Source organism: Nocardia sp. NPDC055002, from assembly GCF_053608825.1.
Window position 1 is genome coordinate 652,979 of record NZ_JBSGWE010000003.1, and the last position, 20,345, is coordinate 673,323.

Genomic DNA, 20,345 nt, shown 5'->3' on the forward strand with positions numbered 1-20,345 from the left:
GCCACTGATCGAACGGAAGGATTCTCATGAGAGTTACCGACAAAGTGGCCATCGTGACCGGTGGCGGCGCGGGCATCGGCGCCGCGCTGGCCGCCGCACTGGCCGCGGCGGGCGCGAAGGTAGTGGTGGCCGACCTCGACGAGCCCGCCGCGCTGGCGGTGGCGGAGCGGATCAACGCCGATCACCCCGGCACTACCGTCGGCGTCGGCGCCGACGCCGCTGTCACCGAGGAGATCCGCGGTCTGATCGCGGTGGCGCAGCAGCACTTCGGGCCCGTCGATCTGTACTTCGCCAACGCGGGCATCGTCGGCGCCGCCGGACTCGACGTCACCGACGACGAGTGGGACCGCTCGCTGGACGTGAACCTGCGCGCCCACATCCGTGCCGCGCGGCTGCTGGTGCCCGAGTGGGTCGAACGCGGTGCGGGCTATTTCGTCAGCACCGCGTCGGCGGCGGGACTGCTCACCCAGATCGGTTCGGCCACCTACTCGGTGAGCAAGCACGCCGCGGTCGGGTTCGCCGAGTGGCTCAGTGTCACCTACGGCGACCAGGGCGTGCGCGTCAGTTGCCTGTGCCCGATGGGCGTCAACACGAAACTGCTGTACGCGGGCCAGAATTCGGGCGAGGAGCTCGGCGCCACGGCGACCCGCGCCGTCGTCTCGGCGGGCGATGTCCTCGAACCCGCCGACGTGGCCGACATTGTGCTCACGGCCGTCGCCGCCGAGGAATTCCTGATCCTGCCCCATCCACAGGTGCTGGACATGTACCGCCACAAAGGCGCCGACTACGACCGCTGGCTACGCGGCATGCGTCGCTACCAGTCGTCGCTGCTGGCCGAAACCCACTGAGCGAGAGACAAAGCCATGTCACTGTTCGATCTGAGCGATCGCGCGAAGAAGTATTCCGAAGACCTGCTCGACTTCATGGACGCGCACGTCTACCCGGCTGAGGCCGTCTACGAGACGCAGATGCGCGAATCCGGCGACCCCCATTTCCAGCCGCCCGTCCTCGAAGAGCTCAAAGCCGAGGCCAAGCGGCGCGGCCTGTGGAACCTCTTCCACCCACACCCCGGGCGCGGCCCCGGCCTCACCAACCTCGAGTACGCGCCGCTGGCCGAGATCATGGGCCGCAGCCACCTCGCCGCCGAGGCCTGCAACTGCAACGCCCCCGACACCGGCAACATGGAAGTGCTCGAGCTGTTCGGCACCGAGGAGCACAAAGAGAAGTACCTGAAGCCGCTGCTCGACGGCACCATGGCGTCGGCGTTCGCGATGACCGAACCGCGGGTGGCCAGCTCCGACGCCACCAATATCGAACTGTCGATGGTGCGCGACGGCGACGACTACCTGCTCAACGGCCGAAAGTGGTTCGCCACCAACGCCTTGCACAAGAACTGTCGAGTGATGATCGTGATGGGCAAGACCGATCCCACCGCGGCGCCGCACCGTCAGCAGACCATGATGGTGGTCCCGATCGACGCGCCGGGCGTCACGATCCTGCGCGGGCTGCCGGTCTTCGGCTACCAGGAACGCGAAGGCCACGCCGAGATCGACTTCGCCGACGTGCGCGTGCCCGCCACCGACGTGCTCAAAGGCGAGGGCGAGGGTTTCGCGATCAGCCAGGCCCGGCTCGGACCCGGCCGCATCCACCACTGCATGCGCAGCATCGGGATGGCCGAACGCGCGCTGGAGATGATGTGCAAGCGCGCGCAGGCGCGGGTCACCTTCGGCACGCCCATCGCCGACAACGCCAACATCCAGGACTGGATCGCCGAGTCGCGCATCGAGATCGAGATGATCCGGCTGCTCACGCTCAAGGCCGCGCATCTGATGGACACCGTCGGCAACAAGGCGGCGCGCACCGAGATCGCCGCCATCAAGGTGGCCGCGCCGAACATCGCGCTGAAGGTCGTCGACCGAGCCATTCAGGTACACGGCGCCGGCGGTGTCACCGACGACTTCCCGCTCGCGGCCGCGTGGGCGCACCTGCGCACTCTCCGGCTCGCCGACGGCCCCGACGAAGTCCACAAGCGTGCCATCGCACGGCAGGAACTGCGCAAGTACAAGGAGAGCAACTGATATGACCGGACTGGATCTCACCGGCCGCACCGCCATCGTCACCGGCGCCTCACGGGGCATCGGACTGGCGATCGCCCAGGCGCTGGCCACCGCGGGCGCGAACGTCGTGTTGACCGCGCGCACACAGGAATCCGCTGACGCGGCCGCGGCACAGATCGTCGGCACCGCGATCGGCGTCGGCGCGCACGTCGTGGACGAAGACGCCGCGCGGCGCTGCGTCGAGCTGACCATCGAACGGTTCGGCAGCGTCGACATCCTGGTCAACAACGCGGGCACCAACCCGGCGTTCGGCCCGACGATCGACCAGGATCACGCCCGGTTCGCGAAGATCTTCGACGTGAATCTGTGGGCTCCCGTGCTGTGGACGCAGCTGGTCACCCGCGCGTGGATGGGCGAGCACGGCGGCGCCGTGGTCAACACCACCTCGATCGGCGGCCTGAGTCTCGAGCCGAACATCGGGCTGTACAACGCGTCCAAGGCGGCGCTGATCCACCTGACCAAGCAGTTGGCGATGGAACTCTCGCCGCAGGTGCGCGTCAACGCGATCGCGCCGGGCGTGGTGCGGACCAAGCTGGCCGAAGCGCTGTGGCAGGAGCAGGAACAGGAGCTCGCGGCCGCGACCGCGCTGGACCGGATCGGCGAGCCCGACGACGTCGCCGCCGCGGTGGCCTTCCTGGTCTCCGACGCGGCGAGCTGGATCACCGGCGAAACCATGGTGATCGACGGCGGCCAGCGGCTCGGCGACGTCGCCCCGTTCCGCAGCGGAGCCTCGGTCGGTGCCTGACGCGCACGAGGTGGTCGGCGTCGACCCGGTCGCCATCGGACGATGGTTCGCCGCGATCGGCATCGAACACACCGCGCCACTGCGTTTCGACCGGATCGGCCTGGGCCAATCGAACCTGACCTACCTGGTGCGCGACGACGCGGACCGCCGATGGGTGCTGCGCAGGCCGCCGCTGGGGCACCTGCTCGCCTCCGCGCACGATGTGGTGCGCGAGGCCAGGATCATGGCGGCGCTCGAATCCACCGATGTCCCGGTGCCGCGGATTCTCGGTGTCGTCGACGATCCGGCGGTGTCGGATGTATCGATGGTGCTGATGGAATTCGTCGACGGGCAGGTGGTCGACACCATGGCGATCGTGGAATCGCTGACCCCCCAGCGTCGCCGGGCCATCGCCGAATCACTGCCGCGCACGCTGGCGAAGATCCACGCGGTCGATCTGACCGCCGTCGGCCTCGCCGATCTGGCGAGTCACAAGCCCTACGCCGCCCGCCAGCTCAAACGGTGGGGCGGGCAATGGGAGCAATCCAAGACCCGGGAGCTGCCGGAGCTCGACGAGCTCACCCGCAGGCTGACCGCCGACATCCCGGAGCAGCGGGAGGTGACCCTCGTGCACGGCGACTTCCACCTGCGCAACGTGATCACCAGCCACGACACCGGCGAAGTCGTGGCCGCGCTGGACTGGGAACTGTCCACCCTCGGCGATCCGCTGGCCGACATGGGCAGCCTGCTCGCCTACTGGACCGAACCGGGCGAGAACACCGGCGGCGACTTTCCCGCGTCGGCGCTGCCCGGTTTCCCGAACCGCGCGCAGATGTCGGCGGCCTACCTCGCGCTGACCGGGCGCGACCCGGCCGCCCTGCGCTACTGGCACGCCTTCGGGCTGTGGAAACTCGCCGTCATCGCCGAGGGCGTGCTGCGCCGAGCGCGGGACACGCCGCAGAACAGGGCCGCCGCGGGCACCCCGACCGTCGAACGCATCGACGCGATCGTGCACAAGGCACTCGACCTCACGAACACATCCGGACAGGAGCAGACATGACACGCACGGCTATCGAGACCGTCGCCGGCCAGGTCGTCTTCGTCGCCGACGGACCGAAGGACTGATCGACGATGAAAGCATGGCAGGTAACCGAACTCGGCGAACCACGGGATGTGCTGCAGTTCAACGACATCGACGATCCGGTCGCCGGACCGGGGCAGGTGCTGGTGCGTGTCCTCGCGGCGCCGGCCAACTTCCCCGACGTGCTGCTGTGTCGTGGGCAGTACCAGGTCGAGCCGCCGCTGCCGTTCACGCCCGGCGTCGAACTGTGCGGTGAGGTGGTGGCGGTCGGCGACGGCGCCGATTTCGCGGTCGGTGACCGGATCGTCGGCACCACGAACCTGCCCGGTGGCGCGTTCGCCGAGCTGGCCGTGCTCGATGCCGACAGCGCGTTTCCCGCACCGGACTCCCTCGACGACGCCGAGGCCGCCGCACTGGTCATCGGTTATCAGACGAGCTGGTTCGCCCTGCACCGGCGCACTCGGGTGCAACCCGGCGAGACGCTGCTGGTGCACGCCGCCGCGGGTGGCGTGGGCAGTTCCGCCGTGCAGCTGGGCAAGGCGGCGGGCGCGCGGGTGATCGGTGTCGTCGGCGGGCCGGACAAGGCCGACTACTGCCGCCGCCTCGGCGCCGACCTCGTGATCGATCGGCGCACAGAGGATTTCGTGCCGATCGTCAAGGAGTTCACCGGCGGCCGTGGCGCCGACGTGATCTATGACCCGGTCGGCGGCGACGCCTACGCCAAGTCCACCAAATGCATCGCCTTCGAGGGTCGCATCCTGGTGATCGGCTTCGCGGGCGGCACGATCCCCCAGCCCGCGCTCAACCACGCGCTGATCAAGAACTACTCGATCATCGGCCTGCACTGGGGGCTCTACAAGCAGTACAACCAGCAGGCGATCGCCGACTGCCACGCCGAGCTGTCGCGGCTGGCCGCGGCGGGTGAGGTGAGACCACTGATCAGCGAACGCCTTTCGCTCGGCGACGTCCCCGACGGCCTCGGCCGCCTCGGCGACGGCGACACCGTCGGCAGGCTCGTCTTCCACCCCCGGCTATAAATAGGGCATGGAACGACGTGCGGAGACCGCAGGCGACAGCGCGCCACCCTCGATGGCGCGCACCTCGCTGCTGCGCGAGCTGCCCGCCACGCCGCGGGGGCTGCGAACCAGGACAGCGCTGATCGACGCGGGACGGAAGGTGTTCGAGCGCATGGGGTATCTCGATGCCCGGCTCGTGGACATCACCCAGGAGGCCAAATGCTCCTCGGGCACCTTCTACACCTATTTCGCCGGGAAAGAGGAGATCTTCGCGGCGATCCTGGAGCACGCCCAGGAAGACATGATGCACCCCGGGATGGAGCACGTGACGGGTGACGACGATCCCGTGTCGATCATCGAGGCCAGCAATCTGGCGTACTTCGAGGCCTACAAGCGCAACGCGAAGTTGATGGGACTGCTCGAACAGGTCGCCAATATCGATCCCGAGTTCAGCAAGCTCCGCCAGGAACGGGCCGACGCGTTCATCCGCCGCAATGCCCGCAGCATCGCCGATCTCCAGCAGCGCGGTCTCGCCGATCCCGAACTGGACCCGATGCTGTCCTCACGGGCTCTGTCGGGGATGGTCAGCAGGCTGGCCTTCAACTATTTCGTCACCGGCGACGGGCTCCTCGACGGCAAGCCGCTCCCGATCGAGGAGCTCGTCTTCACGGTGACCCGGCTCTGGGCGAACGCGCTGCGGATGCCGCTGAAGAACTGACCGACCGGCGCGGTCGAACGAAAAAATCCCCTCACCGAGTTATCTGGTGAGGGGATCGAAGGTGGCCAGAGCCGGGATCGAACCGGCGACCTACCGCTTTTCAGGCGGTCGCTCGTACCAACTGAGCTACCTGGCCGGAAGTACCGGATTGCTCTGGTACTACGTGCGACCCTGACGGGACTCGAACCCGCGACCTCCGCCGTGACAGGGCGGCGCGCTAACCAACTGCGCTACAGGGCCATGCTTCTGCAGTACTGCTAGACACAGTCCGAAGACTGTACCCCCTACGGGATTCGAACCCGCGCTACCGCCTTGAAAGGGCGGCGTCCTAGGCCGCTAGACGAAGGGGGCTCGTTCCGAATCTCTCCGGGGCGGCTTCAACGTTTCCGTTGGGAGCTCGCATAGCTTATGACAGGTGTGCGCAGAGTTCCAAATCGCCTGGTCAGGCGCCCAAACCGAGGTCATCCAGGCGTGCTTGCTCCCGCCAGCCCTCGGTGCGGAAGTTCTGGATCCACAGCGGGGTGGCCATCGCCTCCACGATAACCTCCAGCACCTCGGCGAAGCGGGCGCGCAGGTCGGCGGCGGAGCCGTTGGAGATCGGGTCGACCAGATAGCGCTGGCCTGCCAGCGCCGCGGACAGGGTCCGGGTGAAGCGGTCGGGGTCGGCGTCGGCGCGCAGCTGGCCGTCATCGATGGCGCGGACCGCGAGCACGCGGGTGGCGCGGCCGACGATGCGCCCGCCGCCGTTGCCGGTGTCGCGATGGAAGTCGGGTTCGATTACGAGGCGGTACTCGGCTTGCACGATGGTGTCGTGTTCCAGACGAAGGGCGATCTCGTCGACCATGCCGTGCAGCACGTCGAGCGGACCCAGGTCGGCGCGCGCGAGCCAGCGCTCCGCGCAGATCCGGTACCGCTCGACCGCGGTCTCGAGGACCGCGCGCGCCAGGTCTTCCTTGGAGTCGAAGTGGAAGTACATCGCGCCCTTGGTGGCGCGCGAACCTTCCAGAATGCGGTTGAGCGATGCCGCGGCATATCCGCTCTTCCCGAACTCGACGGCCGCGGACTTGATTATCGCCGCGCGTGTCCGGCGCGCCCGCTCTTGCTGCCGTGCCATGCTCGAAACGCCTCCGAACCTTCTCGACGCCGACGGTCGAATACAGACCGTTGGTGCGAATTGTGGTTTTAATTCAAACTTTCGGTATGAAAGACCCGCGGTGCCTCGCACAGCGGCCCCGCCACCAGTGAGAACCGCCTCCTCCTGCGGTAACGACTACCCCTTTGCCGGGAGTTCGCGCACCCATCGCGATCACCTCGGCCTGCGATCTGCCGGTGAATTCCCGAAACGCCACACCCTGCACCGGAGCCACGGAAAACGCGGCACCGGTGATTGTTTCGAAATTCACCAGGCGATCACCGTACCCGTATTCGCGAGTCGACACGCGGCGATTGGAGTACCCATCCGAACATCCGATCCGGTTATCCAAACCAGCAAACGAAGCGCAACCGGAATGATTACTTCGGGTACGAATTCCATAGGCGCGCAGCCCGGTTGACCACCGCGCCGGCACCGCCGACGTTCGCCGAACGGTCGCGAGACCGGCGCCCACCTTGGACCTCTCCATCGCTGCTGCACCCCTGCTTGTCGAAAGATGTTGCGATACAACAGTATTCGATGACCATACGCAACCCGTAACGCGAACACCGCTGGGGCACCGGGTGTTTACCGGGAATCGTCGCCCACGTCCACGTTGTTACCGGCCGCCACCAGCGGCGATCAGCCGCCCGCGACTCGACCCGGGGACCACTGTTCGGTCCTTCGGCACAGCGTCCGCTAGACTCCGCTGCGCGCCCCTTTAGCTCAGTTGGTAGAGCTGGTGACTTTTAATCACTAGGTCGTAGGTTCGAGTCCTACAGGGGGCACCACGACTACTACCGTGACCATCGTCACGTGGCGACGCGCCAACCCGCAGACGCCGCCGAAACCAGGGGTTTCGTGCGCGGATTCACCTACCCTGAGCGCGACCCGGGCTTCCGGGCGCCCACTACCTCAGGCGGAGTGAGATGACTTCCTTCGACGATTTGCTCTCCCAAGTACCCATCGCCCAGATCGCCGACCAGCTCGGCGTCGACCAGGCGACCGCCACCACGGCCGTGCAGGCCGCGCTGCCGACGCTGCTCGGCGGCCTCCAGGCCAACGCCGCCCAGCCGCAGGGCGCGGCCGCACTGCTCGGCGCGCTCGACAACCACGGCGGCCTCGTCGAGGGCGAAGGCGCGGTGAATCTGCAGCAGGTGGACGTCGGCGACGGCGAGAAGATCGTCGACAACGTCTTCGGTGACGAGAAGAACACCGTCATCAGCGCGCTCGGCGCGGGCGGCGGAACCGGCGGCAACGACCTCATCGGCAAGCTGCTGCCGATTCTCGCCCCGATCGTGCTCGCCTACCTGGCCAAACAGCTCACCGGCGGTGGCGGCGCCGCAGCACCGGCACCGCAGCAGACGCAGGCCTCCGGCGGCGGTCTCGGCGATCTGCTGGGCGGCCTGCTCGGCGGCAGCAGCAACACCGGCGGGCTCGGCGGCATGATCGGCGACGCCCTGTCGAAGAACGCGGGAGGTGCGCTGGGCAGCGTGCTCGGCGGCCTGCTCGGCGGCAAGCGCTGAGATGTTCATCTACCTGTAGTTAACGTCGCGAGGCCCGCAGCGATAGTCCCTATGCTGCGGGCCGAGCACCTAGACTCGTCAGCACGACCATCGGATCTACTGACGAGTTGTGGCGTTGCTCAACATCGTCGGAAAACCGCTCTGTTGCGTTTCGCATCACACCTACGGTGCCGTAAGGTATGGCCGCATCGCGACGTTCGACCGCAAGCACGACAGCGAAGGGTTTTTACATGGCAAGGGATCTGACTCAACTCGAACTGCTCACGGAGTTGGAGCCGGTTGCCGAGGAAAACGTCAACCGGCACATGTCGCTGGCCAAGGAGTGGCACCCCCACGACTATGTCCCGTGGGACGAGGGCCGCAACTTCGCCGCCATGGGCGGCATCGACTGGGATCCTGAGCAGTCCAAGCTCAGCGAGGTCGCCAAGGCGGCCATGATCACCAACCTGCTCACCGAGGACAATCTGCCGTCCTACCACCGTGAGATCGCCGAGAACTTCTCCCAGGACGGCGCCTGGGGTACATGGGTGGGTCGCTGGACCGCCGAGGAGAACCGGCACGGCATCGTGATGCGCGATTACCTGGTTGTCACCCGCGGCGTGGACCCGGTCGCCCTCGAAGAGGCCCGGATGATCCACATGACCAACGGCTTCGCCTCCCCCGCCGAGGTCGACGCGGGCTTCCTGCACTCGGTCGCCTACGTGACCTTCCAGGAACTGGCCACCCGCGTGAGCCACCGCAACACCGGCAAGGTCTGTGACGACCCGATCGCCGACCGCATGCTGCAGCGCGTCGCCGCCGACGAGAACCTGCACATGATCTTCTACCGCAACCTCTGCGGCGCGGCGATGGACCTGAGCCCCGACCAGACCATCGAGGCCATCTCGATGATCGTCGAGAACTTCCAGATGCCCGGCGCGGGCATGCCGAACTTCCGCCGCAACGGCGTGCTGATGGCCAAGCACGGCATCTACGACCTGCGTCAGCACCTCGAAGAGGTCGTGCAGCCGGTGCTCAAGAAGTGGAACGTCTTCGACCGCACCGACTTCACCGCGCGTGGCGAGGCCACCCGTGAGCGGCTGGCGGGCTTCCTGGACAAGCTGGGCCAGGACGTGCTGAAGTTCGAGGAGCAGCGCGACAAGATGCTCGCTCGCGAAGCCAAGCGCCGCGAAATGGTCGCAGTTTAGGTTTCGATAAAAGCGCTGCGCACCTTGATCGCAAAGGTGCGCAGCGCTTTTTGTGTGGATGTCTACCGATGTACGGCGATCCAGGTACGCGAACTATTTCATCGGGAGGGCGCCGTCGGCGCTGCCGACGTCGGTGATCTTCCAGTCCTGGCCCGCGTCGACGGTGATGTTGTAGGTGACCGTGTTGCGCAGGCCGTCGGGGTTCTGCGCGTTGGTGGTGCTCACGTCCACGAACGCCGCGACCTTGTAGACCTCGCCCTCGTGCGAGAGCACCTTGGCGGTGATCGGCGTGGCGGTGGAGGTCCACTTCAGCGGGATGATGATCTGCTCGAGCTTCGCGCCGGTGGCATCGAACTTCTTCGACAGCTCGGGCGACGTTCCGGCCTTGAGCTTGGCGACCCAGGCGTTGACGTCCTGGTAGTTCAGGGTCGCCGAGCCGACCGAGTAGTCGAGGGCGATCTGTTCGGCCTTCGCGTCGTCGGCGGCCTGCTCCTTCATGTCGGAGATCTCGGAACGGGCCGAGCCGAGCAGCACGCCGAGCACCAGCGCGAGAATCGCGAGGACGGCGATCACGGCACCGCCCACCAGCGACGAGACGCGCACGGCGACCGTGCCCTTGTCGGGCGTGGCAGGGGTTTTCGTCAGGTCGGTGGCGTCTTCCATGGGGGTCTTCTCCGATTACGTGGGGACAGCGCACCGCCGGAGGCGACGATGCCAGCAGAGTAAGGCTACTGACGTCGCGGACCTGTTCCGGACACGGCGTAGCAGGTAAACGGTGTCATCTCGGTCGCAGTGGCGGCGATGACCCGCGGATAAGCAGCAGGACGCGAGATCGATCACATCGGGGCGGATGAGACAATCGTGTGCGTGACTACCACGCTGCCCCAGGCGCCCACCGCGCTGCGGATCGGGCCCTACCCGGTCGATCCGCCGGTTGTGCTCGCGCCGATGGCGGGCATCACCAACCGTGCCTTCCGCAGGCTGTGCCGGGAGTTCGGTAGCGCGACCTCGATCTACGTGTGCGAGATGATCACCGCCCGCGCGGTGGTCGAGCGCAACGAGAAGACGCTGCACATGATGTCGTTCGACGCCGACGAACATCCGCGCTCGATGCAGCTCTACGGGGTGGATCCCAAGACGCTCGGCGAGGCCGTGCGGATCATCGTCGGCGAGGGCTGGGCCGACCACATCGACCTCAACCTGGGCTGCCCCGTCCGCAAGGTGACCAAGCTCGGCGGCGGTTCGGCGCTGCCGTACAAGCGCAGGCTGTTCGCCAATATCGTCCGTGAGATGGTGGCCGCGGCCGAACCGGCCGGCGTTCCGGTGACCTTCAAGTTCCGCATCGGCATCGACGACGACCACCACACCTACCTCGACACCGGCCGCATCGCCGAGGCCGAGGGCGCCGCCGCCGTGGCGCTGCACGCGCGCACCGCGGCCCAGCTCTACTCGGGCGCGGCCGACTGGTCGGCCATCGCCCGGCTCAAGGAAGCCGTCACCTCCATCCCGGTCCTCGGCAACGGCGACATCTTCACCGCAGACGACGCCCTGCGGATGATGAACGAGACCGGCTGCGACGGCGTGGTCGTCGGCCGCGGCTGCCTCGGCCGGCCATGGCTGTTCGCCGAACTCAGCGCGGCCCTGCGCGGCGAACCGATCCCGGAGGGGCCGACGCTCGGCCGGGTCGGAGAGATCCTGGTGCGCCACGCCACCCTGCTCACCGAGCACGACGGTGAGGACAAGGCCATGCGCGATATCCGCAAGCACATGGCCTGGTACCTGATGGGTTTCCCGGTCGGCTCGCAGCTGCGGCGCAGCTTCGCCACCGTGTCGAAGCTGTCGCAGATCGAGGACCTGGTCGGGCAGCTCGACCCGGCCGTGCCGTTCCCCACCGACGCGCTCGGACCGCGCGGACGGCAGGGTTCGCCGCAGACCAAGGTGGTGCTTCCGGAGGGTTGGCTCGACGACCCGGAGGACGACACCGTCCCGGCCGCGGCCGATGTGATGCACAGCGGCGGCTGACCAGCCACCGATAACGGGTCGACATCAATTCGTAAGCCGCTGCGGTTTCCTCCGAACACACTGTCTCGAGCAGGGCTTTTCGTCGGCGATTCGAGCTTCGCAATCAAATCGTCAGCGATTCCCGTGTGCACTGGAGTGGCCTCTCGTGGCGGAATCGTTATCATTGCGGGATCGTTCGACTCTGGTTCGAATCGGAGCCGGGCGGTGACGCGCAGGCTGCGCCAGATAGAGAAGTGAGGTTCGTTGGTGGGTGACGATCGGCGCGGGCGTACGCCCCGGCCCGGAAATCGCGCCCCCTGGGAGCGATACCCGACGGCCGAACCCACCGAGCAACCGGAAAACGGCTCGCGACGTTCGCGTCACGCCGACGCGACGCCGGACGCCGGTTCCGCGCCGCTGACGGTGGCCGACCTGGTGAACCGGGTCGACAGCGAACGCACCAGGCGCGGCAGACGCGTTCCGCCCGCCGAGAGCGCCGAGCCCGCGTCGCGCGCGGGCCGCCGCGCCCGCGAACAGGCGCCGCGCCCCACCCCACGTCCCGACATCGCCCCCCGCACCGACGGCTCCCCCGTCGTCGACGACATCGCGGGCAACCCACCCCACCGAGCCGAATCCCCCGCCGACCGCACCGCGACCACCGCGCTGCCCGCCCAGTCGAAGGAGCCGGTACGCACCGCCGTCCCGGCCCGGCGGGTGGGCGGTCCGGTCGATCCGCCCACCGACATCCTGCCCACGGTGAACCCCGCCGCCGAGCCCGAGCGCGCCCGGCCGGTCAAATCCGCGTCCGCGGCACCGCCACGTCGCCCGGACGGCCGTGCGGGCACAGGAGAGCGCCGGAACAAGCAGGCCCGGATGGCGGGACGCGTCACGCTCACGTTCGTCGCGGTGCTCACGCTGGTGATCACCGGCGGCGGCTGGAGCTACCTCCAAGCCACCAACAGCAGCTTCACCCAGGTCGACGCACTCGGCGGCGGCGCCACCGGCGACGTGCTCGACGGTGACATGCAGCTCGGCGACGAGAACTACCTCATCGTCGGCACCGACACCAGAGCTGGCGTCAACGCCGACATGGGCGCGGGCTCCGCCGCCGACACCGAGGGCGCCCGCGCCGACACGGCGATGCTGGTGCACATCCCGAAGAACCGTTCGCGTGTGGTGGTCGTGTCGTTCCCGCGCGACCTGGACGTCTCCCGTCCGGTGTGCTCGGAGTGGGACAACGACACGGCCACCTATACAGACCAGAAACTCCCCTCGGCCATGAGCGACAAGCTCAATGCCGTCTACGCCCGCGGCGGGCCCAAGTGCCTGGTCGACGTGATTCGCAAGATGTCGGGCCTAACCATCGGCCACTTCATCGGCATCGACTTCGCCGGTTTCGAGGCCATGGTCGATCAGATCGGTGGCGTCGAGGTGTGCTCGACCAAGCCGATCATCGACGGCGTCCTCGGCCCGGTGCTAGAGACCTCGGGCAAGCAGCGGGTCAACGGCGAGACCGCGCTCAACTATGTGCGCGCCAGGCACGTGGTCGGTGAGGAACGCAGCGACTACGACCGGATCAACCGCCAGCAGCGCTTCCTCGCGTCGCTGTTACGTGGGGCGTTGTCGAGCAAGGTGCTCTTCGATCCGGGCAAGCTCAACGGGTTCATCCAGGCGTTCACCGCCCACACCTTCGTCGACAAGGTGACGCCCCAGGACCTGCTGCTGCTCGGCCGTTCCCTGCAGAAGATGGACGCGGGCGCGGTGACGTTCCTGACCATCCCGACGGCGGGCACCACCTCCTACGGCAACGAGATTCCGCGCGAATCCGACATCAAGGCCATCTTCCGCGCCGTCATCGACGACCAGCCGCTGCCCGGTGAGACCAAGGCCCCCGAGGTACAGAGTTCGGCCCCGTCGCCGGCCCCTGCCGCGCCCAAGCAGTACGCGGTGGCCCCGAGCACGATGTCGCTGCTGGTGTCCAACGGTTCGGGCACGGTGGGCGCGGCCAAGACGGTCGCCTCCAAGCTCAGCTACCAGGGCTTCGGGATCTACAACACCGGCAACTACTCCGGTGGTACCGCGTCGACCTCGACGATCCGCTACGCCGCGGGTCTGGAAGCCGAGGCCGCCACCGTGGCGAGCGCGATCCCGGGCGCGGTCCTGGAGCAGGCCAACGAGCTGGGCAGCATCATCGAAGTGGTGGTCGGCACCGATTTCGCGGGCACGGTCCGCACGGCGACACCGGTCGGCACCGAACTGCCGTCCGTGCCGATGGGGCAGCCGCACAGCGCGGCCCCGGTCGCACTGCCCTCCGACCTGGAGCACATGAACGCCGCCGACGACACCTGCAAGTAAGGCAGCCGCTGACCTGCCACGACACTGCCACGTGGCATTAACCCAGCGTTGGGTGACAGGGGTCCGGGTACCCACTAGGGTCTGCAATCATGCGTGTCATCTACAACGAGCAAATGGCCGACCTCGCCAACCTCCTTGGTGAGATGGCCGGTCTCGCTGGCCAGGCCATGGAACAGGCCACCCAGTCACTGCTGCAGGCCGACCTGGGTCTGGCCGAGCAGGTCATCGGTGAGCAGGATCGGATCTCGGTGATGATCACCGAGGCCGAGGAGAAGGCCTTCGCGCTGCTCGCACTGCAGGCCCCCGTCGCGGGCGACCTGCGCCAGGTCGTCAGCGCGATCCAGATCGTGGGCGACGTCAACCGGATGGGCGCGCTCGCGCTGCACGTCGCCAAGGTGACCCGCCGCCGCCACCCCGCCCACGCCCTGCCCGAGTCGGTCAACGGCTACTTCGCCGAGATGGGCCGCATCGCGGTCAACATGGGCGCGGGCGCCAAAGAGGTACTCGAGTCCCGCGACCCCGAGCGCGCCGCCCAGCTCAACCAGGACGACGAAGCGATGGACGACCTCCACCGCCACCTGTTCACCCTCCTGATGGACCGGGACTGGAAGTACGGCGTGGCCGCCGCGGTGGACGTCACCCTGCTGGGCCGCTACTACGAGCGCTTCGCCGACCACGCCGTGGAGATCGGCCGTCGCGTGATCTTCCTGGTAACGGGCGTCCTGCCCGGCGACGAGGACCTCGAGACCAGCTGAGAACCGCGAGTCAGCCCCCGCCCACCGCGGGGGCTTTTTCGTGTCGGCCGCACAACGAAAATCGGCTCGAACGCGTCGGGCAAAACCGTGCAGGTAGTCGACCCTTTTTAGCCGGATTCTGCTGCCGCCCTGGTCATTTCGATTGTCGACAGCCATTGTTTCCGCCAACACGGTTCGGTAGGCTACGTAACAAGGGGGGGTTGGAATCAGCGCAACCTCTGTGGGGATCTATTGAAATGGAAGAGGATTCGCGATGGCAATACGATTGCTTTCTGGTGCACTGCTCGGTGCCGCCACGATCTTGACCGCGACGTTGCTTGCCCCGCAAGCTGCGGCCGCACCGACAGCGCCTTGCGATGCGTACCACGTTGGCGACGTCCAGTACGAGGGCGGGACGAAGTGGTTGTGCTATTCATACGGCCAGGGCGCGTACGGATGGATCATTGCCTGATAGGCATTCACACTCTGGGATCGTCGCAACACCGCTGATAACAGGCGGTAGCTAGATCACGCAGAACGCTCGGCCGAGGTTTCCCGGTCGAGCGTTTTGCGTGGACTCCCGTTGAGTTGCACAGCAAAGCCCCGCACTTCTTTCAGAAGGAGTGCGGGGCTTTGCCTGTGCTCTTTAACCGAAGCGGCCGGAGATGTAGTCCTCGGTGGCGCGCTGGGTGGGGTTGGAGAAGATCTTCTCGGTGTCGTCGATCTCGATCAGCTTGCCGGGCTTGCCCTGGGCCTCGAGGTTGAAGAAACCGGTCTGGTCGCTCACCCGGGCGGCCTGCTGCATGTTGTGGGTGACGATGACGATCGTGAACTCTTTCTTGAGCTCGGTGATCAGGTCCTCGATCGCCAGGGTGGAGATCGGGTCCAGGGCCGAACACGGCTCGTCCATCAGCAGGACGTCGGGCGAGACCGCGATGGCGCGGGCGATGCACAGACGCTGCTGCTGACCACCGGAGAGGCTGCCACCGGGCTTGTCGAGGCGGTCCTTGACCTCGTTCCAGAGGTTGGCGCCCTTGAGCGAGCGCTCGGCGACCTCGTCGAGTTCCTTCTTGTTGCGCACGCCCTGCAGCTTGAGCCCGGCCACCACATTGTCGCGAATCGACATGGTGGGGAACGGGTTCGGGCGCTGGAACACCATGCCGATGGTGCGACGCACGCCGACCGGGTCGATCGAGGAGCTGTAGATGTCCTCGCCGTCGAGCAGCACGGCACCTTCGACGCGGGCGTTCGGGGTCACCTCGTGCATGCGGTTGAGCGAGCGCAGCACGGTGGACTTGCCACAGCCGGAGGGACCGATGAAGGCGGTGACGCTGCGCGGCAGCACGGTCAGTTCCACATTCGCCACGGCGTGGAAGCTGCCGTAATAGATGTTGAGATCTTTGACGTCGATCCGCTTGGCCATCTGAGTATTCCGTTCGCTTCTATCGGTTCCGGGTGAGCAGCTTGTTGACGCCGGCGGCAGCCAGGTACAGCAGGGCGATCATGAGGATCAGCGTGAACGCCGCACCCCAGACACGTTCGCGGCCGGCAGCCTCCGGGTTGGCCAGCTCTTGGTAGATCAACAGCGGCAGCGAGGCCATGTTGCCGTCGAAGATGTTCTGGTTGATCGACTTGCTGTAGCCGACCAGCACGAGCACCGGCGCGGTCTCACCCATGACGCGGGCCACGGCGAGCAGGATGCCGGAGATCATGCCGGGCGCCGCCGTGGGGACGACGATCCGCAGGATGGTCTTCCACTTCGGCACACCGAGCGCGTAGGAAGCCTCGCGCAGCTCGTCGGGCACCAGCTTCAACATTTCCTCGGTGCTGCGCACCACCACCGGCAGCATCAGCAGCACCAGCGCCAGCGAGACGGCGAAGGAGCTCTGCGGCATGCCGAAAGTGGCGATCCAGAGCGCGAAGATGAACAGCGCGGCGACGATCGAGGGCACACCGGCCAGGATGTCGACCATGAACGTCGTCACCTTGGCGAGCCGACCGCGACCGTATTCGACGAGGTACACCGCGGCCATGATGCCCAGCGGCACCGCGATGACAGAGGCGACCAGCGACTGCACAATCGTGCCGTAGATCGCGTGGTAGACGCCGCCGCCGGTCTGATCCGGCAGGATGCCCTTCTGCGAGTTCATCCACCAGTCAGCGGACGCGATCGCGGTGATGCCCTTGGTGACCACCAGGCCGAGCACCCACACCAGCGGGATCAGCGCGATGACGAAGCACAGCGTGACCAGGCCGGTGGCGACGTTGTTCTTGATCCGCCGGGCGGTACTGACCTCACGAAAGGTCCGAGCCTTTACCGGCTTGTCGAGGGTCGTTGTGGTGGTCATCAGCCGTTCACCTTTCCACCGGAGGCCAGGCGGGCCAGTGCGTTGACGACGAAGGTCAGCGCGAAGAGGACGAAGCCTGCGGCGATATAGGCGCCGGTCGGCAGCGGGGCGCTGAATTCAGAAGCAGCCGAGGCGATCTTGGAGGCGAAGGTGTAGCCGCCGTCGAACAGCGACCAGGTGCCGGGCACCGAAGCCGTCCGCAGCACGACGAGGACGGCGATCGTCTCGCCGAGCGCACGGCCGAGGCCGAGCATGGAACCGGCGATCACACCGCTGCGGCCGTACGGCAGGACAGTCATGCGAACGACTTCCCACTTGGTCGCGCCGAGCGCCTGCGCTGCCTCGATGTGTGCGCGCGGAGTCAGCGAGAACACTTCACGAGACACCGAGGTGATGATCGGCAGGATCATGACAGCGAGCACGACGCCGGCGGTGAAGATCGTGCCGCCACCGCTGATCGAGATTCCGCCTTCGGTGTGGGAGAACAGGAAGAACCAGCCGAGGTTCTCGTTCAGGAATTCCTGGACCGGCACGATCTTGGGTGCCAGCACCAGGAAGCCCCACAGACCGAACACGATGGACGGCACCGCGGCGAGCAGGTCGACCAGCATCGTGAGCGGCTTACCCAGCCGCGACGGCGCGTAATGCGTCAGGAACAGCGCGATACCGACACCGATCGGCACCGCGACGACGAGCGCGAACACCGAGCTCAGCACCGTGACCATGAACAGGTCGCGGATACCGAAGCGCAGGTTGTTCGCGTCGCCGGTCGAGAATTCGGTACTGGTGAAGAAGTTGACCTCGTCAGCCCTGATCGAGGGAACCGCGCGGATCAGCAGGAACAGCGCGATCAACGCGATGGCGGCGACGATCGTCGCGCCGGCCGCGGTGGCCGTCCACCGGAAGATCGTCTCGGCGTTCAGGCGGCCGGTACGACCCCCGTCAGGGGCCTTGTCGATTTTCGGTTCGGTCGGCATATTCGCAGTATCTCCGGCCGCCCGTGGGCTCGTCGAATTCGACGAGCCCACTGCGGTCACCTCAGGGTGCATGGTCATGGCCAGGATGCGATCAGGAAATGGCGTTGATCGCGGTGGTCAGCTTGGTCTTGAACGCGTCGGGCAGCGGCACGTAGCCCGCCTCGGTCAGACCGGACTGGCCGTTGGTGACGGCCGAGGTCAGGAAGGCCTTGACGGCCTTGCTGGTCTCGGCGTCGGCGTACTTGGAGCACACGATCTCGTAGGTGGCCATGACGATCGGGTACGAGCCGGCGGCGGTCGGCTTGTAGAACGAGCTGGTGTCGAGGACGAGGTCGTTGCCCTCACCCTTGATCTTCACGCCGTCGATGGCCTTGGCGGCCGACTCGGCCGACAGCTTGACCGGGTCCTTGCTCGCGGAGGTGACGATCTGCGAGATGGACAGGTTCTGCGCCTTGGCGAAGGACCACTCGTTGTAGGTGATCGAGTTCTTGGTGCTCTTGATCGCGGCCGAGGTGCCCTCGTTGCCCTTGGCGCCTTCGCCGACGCCACCGTTGAAGGTCTTGCCGCCGCCCTTGCCCCACGCGCCGTCGGAGGCCGCGTCGAGGTAGAGCTGGAAGTTGTCGGTGGTGCCCGACTCGTCGGAGCGGAAGATCACGGCGATCTTCTCCGAGGGGAGCTTGGCGTTGGGGTTGAGCGCCTTGATCTCGGGGGCATCCCAGGTGGCGACGGAGCCGTTAAACACCTTGGCGGCGGTCGGGCCGTCGAGCACCAGGTCGGTGACGCCGTCGACGTTGTAGGTGATGGCGATCGGGCCGAAGACGGTCGGCAGGTTCCACGCGGGAGCGCCACAACGCTCCGCGGCCTTGGCCGGCTCTTCCTTCTTGGAGCTCAGCGCCGAGTCGGAGCCACCGAAATCGGTCTGGGCGCCGAGGAACTCGTTGACGCCGGCGCCCGAGCCACTCGAGGTGTAGTTCAGGGTGTAGCCGTCGCAGTTGTTCTCGTAGGCCGCGACGAAACGCTCCATGGCGTTCTTCTGCGAGGAGGCACCGGACGCCTTGAGCGCCTTCTTGCCACCACAGGCAACGCTGGTGTTGGCGGCATTGCTGGCATCGCCACTGGTGGTGTTGTCGTCACTGCCACAGGCGGCCAGGGTCATGGCGCCCACGGCGAAGACGCCGACCAGGGCACTGGTGCGCTTGAAGTTCACTTTTCCTCCGACAATGCTGGGTGTCTCACTCGGTCCCTCACCGGCCCGAGCGAGGCTGGCTGGTGCTCGCTATCCCCGAGGAATGCGCGCACCAGGCGACGACTGTGCCGCCCAGAAGTAACCTAAGGTCGTCCGGTTGACAGTTGGCCCGATGTGGGTTAACGGAGAATGAACAGCCCGGCGCGATCAATGCCGCGAATGTGACGTTAGCCCCAGTTTTACTCGCGCTTACCCGGTCATCCGCGCAATATTCTCCTCGCGCACCAGAATTCACCTCGAATGTGAGGTGACTCGCATCAGGGCAGGGAGTACGCGATGTCGATGTGGGCGGGCGCGAATCCGAGCTTGGTGTAGGTGTTCACGGCGGCGGTGTTGTCGGCCTCGGTGTAGAGCAGGACCTCCGTGGAGCCGGCCGCGCGCAGGTGTCGCAGACCGGCCAGGGTGAGCAGTCTGCCCAGGCCACGCCCCTGCGCGGACGGGTCGACCCCGACCACGTACACCTCACCGGCGGGAGCGGCGTCCGGGTGCTGTTTGGTCCAGTGGAAACCGAGCAGGCGGTTCGGGTCCGCGGCGTCGAACGCCAGGAACAGACCAGCCGGTTCGAACCAGGACTCGGCCCGACGAGCGGCGATATCGCGCTCGGTCCAGCCGCCCTGTTCGGGGTGCCAGGCGAATGCCGCGTTGTTCACCCGCAGGATCTCGAGGTCGTCGACGGGGCCCGCGTAGGTGCGCAGGATGAGATCTCGCGGAAGCTCGAGTTCCGGTAGCTCCGGGGTTGCCAGCGAGCGGCGCATCTGCCACAGCTCGCGAGCCGTGACCAGTCCGAGTCCGGTCGCCAGCGCTGTGGCGGCGGGCAGGTCACCGTGCGCCCAGACCCTGGCGCCCGTGCCACCCTCGGCCAGTGCGGCACGGACCAGGTCGGCGCCGATGCCGGCGCCACGTGCGGCGGGGTCGACGGCGACCTCGGCCATCGCGGGATGTTCGTCATGTGCCGCAACGAGATTCGCGTAGCCCACCACCTCGCCCGCGCGGATCGCCAGCAGATGCCGGGTCGACGGATCGGCTTCGGCGAGGGACAGCACCGCCTGCTCAGAGACCGGGGCGACACCGTCGGCGGCAGCCGCGCGGTCGAGCAGTGCGCGTACCTTGTTCGCGGTGTCGGGCTCGATCCGATCGGTCCAGGTGAGGGTTGCTGTGTCCGGCATCGCCATCTCCTCGGTGC

18 protein-coding genes and 4 tRNA genes are annotated in these 20,345 nt (G+C 67.0%); 12 read left to right on the forward strand and 10 right to left on the reverse strand.

What is annotated here, in order from left to right:
• The first annotated feature begins 26 nt into the window (after positions 1-26).
• From ACWF99_RS15155 to ACWF99_RS15180, 6 genes are all read left to right on the forward strand, one after another.
• Positions 27-848, forward strand: coding sequence for an SDR family oxidoreductase (locus tag ACWF99_RS15155; protein WP_452536350.1), 822 nt, complete (start codon positions 27-29; stop codon positions 846-848).
• 15 nt (positions 849-863) lie between these two features.
• Complete coding sequence (locus tag ACWF99_RS15160; protein WP_378631855.1) at positions 864-2,078, forward strand: acyl-CoA dehydrogenase family protein; 1,215 nt, start codon at positions 864-866, stop codon at positions 2,076-2,078.
• A 1-nt stretch (position 2,079) separates the two neighbouring features.
• Entirely contained in the window at positions 2,080-2,862 is a 783-nt protein-coding gene (locus ACWF99_RS15165) for an SDR family oxidoreductase (RefSeq protein ID WP_452536351.1), read from the forward strand.
• The gene (locus tag ACWF99_RS15170) at positions 2,855-3,901 is read left to right on the forward strand and encodes a phosphotransferase family protein (RefSeq protein WP_452536353.1); all 1,047 of its coding nucleotides are present in this window, start codon (positions 2,855-2,857) and stop codon (positions 3,899-3,901) included. Before ACWF99_RS15165 ends, ACWF99_RS15170 begins: the two co-directional genes overlap by 8 nt.
• A gap of 71 nt (positions 3,902-3,972) precedes the next feature.
• A complete protein-coding gene (locus ACWF99_RS15175) occupies positions 3,973-4,959 on the forward strand; it encodes an NADPH:quinone oxidoreductase family protein (protein WP_452536354.1) in 987 nt (328 codons plus the stop codon).
• A gap of 7 nt (positions 4,960-4,966) precedes the next feature.
• A complete protein-coding gene (locus tag ACWF99_RS15180; protein ID WP_378631844.1) occupies positions 4,967-5,656 on the forward strand; it encodes a TetR/AcrR family transcriptional regulator in 690 nt (229 codons plus the stop codon).
• A gap of 62 nt (positions 5,657-5,718) precedes the next feature.
• Here the strand turns inward: ACWF99_RS15180 and ACWF99_RS15185 are convergent.
• The 4 genes from ACWF99_RS15185 to ACWF99_RS15200 all read right to left on the reverse strand — a co-directional run bounded on the left by ACWF99_RS15185 (position 5,719) and on the right by ACWF99_RS15200 (position 6,770).
• Positions 5,719-5,792: transfer RNA gene (locus ACWF99_RS15185), tRNA-Phe, on the reverse strand.
• Positions 5,793-5,822: 30 nt separating this feature from the next.
• Positions 5,823-5,896, reverse strand: a tRNA-Asp gene (locus ACWF99_RS15190).
• Positions 5,897-5,934: 38 nt separating this feature from the next.
• Positions 5,935-6,007: transfer RNA gene (locus tag ACWF99_RS15195), tRNA-Glu, on the reverse strand.
• Between the two features lie 91 nt (positions 6,008-6,098).
• Entirely contained in the window at positions 6,099-6,770 is a 672-nt protein-coding gene (locus tag ACWF99_RS15200; RefSeq protein WP_378657991.1) for a TetR family transcriptional regulator, read from the reverse strand.
• A gap of 733 nt (positions 6,771-7,503) precedes the next feature.
• On the opposite strand from ACWF99_RS15200, the gene ACWF99_RS15205 reads away from it, so the two are divergent.
• The 3 genes from ACWF99_RS15205 to ACWF99_RS15215 all read left to right on the forward strand — a co-directional run bounded on the left by ACWF99_RS15205 (position 7,504) and on the right by ACWF99_RS15215 (position 9,501).
• Positions 7,504-7,579 (forward strand) — tRNA-Lys (locus ACWF99_RS15205).
• 138 nt (positions 7,580-7,717) lie between these two features.
• Complete coding sequence (locus tag ACWF99_RS15210; protein ID WP_378657997.1) at positions 7,718-8,314, forward strand: DUF937 domain-containing protein; 597 nt, start codon at positions 7,718-7,720, stop codon at positions 8,312-8,314.
• Positions 8,315-8,544: 230 nt separating this feature from the next.
• Complete coding sequence (locus ACWF99_RS15215; RefSeq protein WP_378631836.1) at positions 8,545-9,501, forward strand: acyl-ACP desaturase; 957 nt, start codon at positions 8,545-8,547, stop codon at positions 9,499-9,501.
• Between the two features lie 93 nt (positions 9,502-9,594).
• Here ACWF99_RS15215 and ACWF99_RS15220 read toward each other — a convergent pair whose 3' ends face one another.
• The gene (locus ACWF99_RS15220) at positions 9,595-10,164 is read right to left on the reverse strand and encodes a hypothetical protein (protein WP_452536358.1); all 570 of its coding nucleotides are present in this window, start codon (positions 10,162-10,164) and stop codon (positions 9,595-9,597) included.
• A gap of 204 nt (positions 10,165-10,368) precedes the next feature.
• On the opposite strand from ACWF99_RS15220, the gene dusB reads away from it, so the two are divergent.
• From dusB to phoU, 3 genes are all read left to right on the forward strand, one after another.
• A complete protein-coding gene (dusB, locus tag ACWF99_RS15225) occupies positions 10,369-11,523 on the forward strand; it encodes a tRNA dihydrouridine synthase DusB (RefSeq protein WP_379315294.1) in 1,155 nt (384 codons plus the stop codon).
• 246 nt (positions 11,524-11,769) lie between these two features.
• Positions 11,770-13,857 carry an LCP family protein gene (locus tag ACWF99_RS15230; protein WP_378631828.1) on the forward strand — a complete coding sequence of 696 codons (2,088 nt, stop codon included), beginning with the start codon at positions 11,770-11,772 and terminating at the stop codon, positions 13,855-13,857.
• Positions 13,858-13,946: 89 nt separating this feature from the next.
• On the forward strand, positions 13,947-14,612 hold the full coding sequence (gene phoU, locus ACWF99_RS15235; protein WP_378658005.1) for a phosphate signaling complex protein PhoU: 666 nt from the start codon (positions 13,947-13,949) through the stop codon (positions 14,610-14,612).
• A 625-nt stretch (positions 14,613-15,237) separates the two neighbouring features.
• On the opposite strand, the gene pstB is transcribed toward phoU, so the two are convergent.
• The 5 genes from pstB to mshD form a co-directional block, all read right to left on the reverse strand.
• Positions 15,238-16,014 (reverse strand): phosphate ABC transporter ATP-binding protein PstB, encoded by a 777-nt coding sequence (gene pstB / locus ACWF99_RS15240; protein ID WP_101464568.1) that lies wholly within the window; start codon positions 16,012-16,014, stop codon positions 15,238-15,240.
• Between the two features lie 19 nt (positions 16,015-16,033).
• Positions 16,034-16,939 carry a phosphate ABC transporter permease PstA gene (gene pstA / locus ACWF99_RS15245; RefSeq protein ID WP_378631822.1) on the reverse strand — a complete coding sequence of 302 codons (906 nt, stop codon included), beginning with the start codon at positions 16,937-16,939 and terminating at the stop codon, positions 16,034-16,036.
• Positions 16,939-17,916, reverse strand: a complete 978-nt coding sequence (gene pstC / locus ACWF99_RS15250; protein WP_378631819.1) for a phosphate ABC transporter permease subunit PstC — start codon at positions 17,914-17,916, stop codon at positions 16,939-16,941. The genes pstA and pstC overlap by 1 nt, the downstream gene beginning before the upstream one ends.
• A 91-nt stretch (positions 17,917-18,007) precedes the next feature.
• Positions 18,008-19,123 (reverse strand): phosphate ABC transporter substrate-binding protein PstS, encoded by a 1,116-nt coding sequence (gene pstS / locus ACWF99_RS15255; protein ID WP_378631817.1) that lies wholly within the window; start codon positions 19,121-19,123, stop codon positions 18,008-18,010.
• A 296-nt stretch (positions 19,124-19,419) separates the two neighbouring features.
• A complete protein-coding gene (gene mshD / locus ACWF99_RS15260; RefSeq protein WP_452536360.1) occupies positions 19,420-20,328 on the reverse strand; it encodes a mycothiol synthase in 909 nt (302 codons plus the stop codon).
• Positions 20,329-20,345 lie beyond the last annotated feature (17 nt).

Coding starts and splice junctions, on each gene's coding strand:
- ACWF99_RS15220 (WP_452536358.1), bottom strand. CDS start 10,164: ATGGAAGACGCCACCGACCTGACGAAAACCCCTGCCACGCCCGACAAG.
- pstC (WP_378631819.1), bottom strand. CDS start 17,916: ATGCCGACCGAACCGAAAATCGACAAGGCCCCTGACGGGGGTCGTACC.
- ACWF99_RS15175 (WP_452536354.1), top strand. CDS start 3,973: ATGAAAGCATGGCAGGTAACCGAACTCGGCGAACCACGGGATGTGCTG.
- ACWF99_RS15215 (WP_378631836.1), top strand. CDS start 8,545: ATGGCAAGGGATCTGACTCAACTCGAACTGCTCACGGAGTTGGAGCCG.
- ACWF99_RS15210 (WP_378657997.1), top strand. CDS start 7,718: ATGACTTCCTTCGACGATTTGCTCTCCCAAGTACCCATCGCCCAGATC.
- ACWF99_RS15160 (WP_378631855.1), top strand. CDS start 864: ATGTCACTGTTCGATCTGAGCGATCGCGCGAAGAAGTATTCCGAAGAC.
- phoU (WP_378658005.1), top strand. CDS start 13,947: ATGCGTGTCATCTACAACGAGCAAATGGCCGACCTCGCCAACCTCCTT.
- ACWF99_RS15155 (WP_452536350.1), top strand. CDS start 27: ATGAGAGTTACCGACAAAGTGGCCATCGTGACCGGTGGCGGCGCGGGC.
- ACWF99_RS15180 (WP_378631844.1), top strand. CDS start 4,967: ATGGAACGACGTGCGGAGACCGCAGGCGACAGCGCGCCACCCTCGATG.
- ACWF99_RS15200 (WP_378657991.1), bottom strand. CDS start 6,770: ATGGCACGGCAGCAAGAGCGGGCGCGCCGGACACGCGCGGCGATAATC.
- mshD (WP_452536360.1), bottom strand. CDS start 20,328: ATGCCGGACACAGCAACCCTCACCTGGACCGATCGGATCGAGCCCGAC.
- pstB (WP_101464568.1), bottom strand. CDS start 16,014: ATGGCCAAGCGGATCGACGTCAAAGATCTCAACATCTATTACGGCAGC.
- ACWF99_RS15165 (WP_452536351.1), top strand. CDS start 2,080: ATGACCGGACTGGATCTCACCGGCCGCACCGCCATCGTCACCGGCGCC.
- pstA (WP_378631822.1), bottom strand. CDS start 16,939: ATGACCACCACAACGACCCTCGACAAGCCGGTAAAGGCTCGGACCTTT.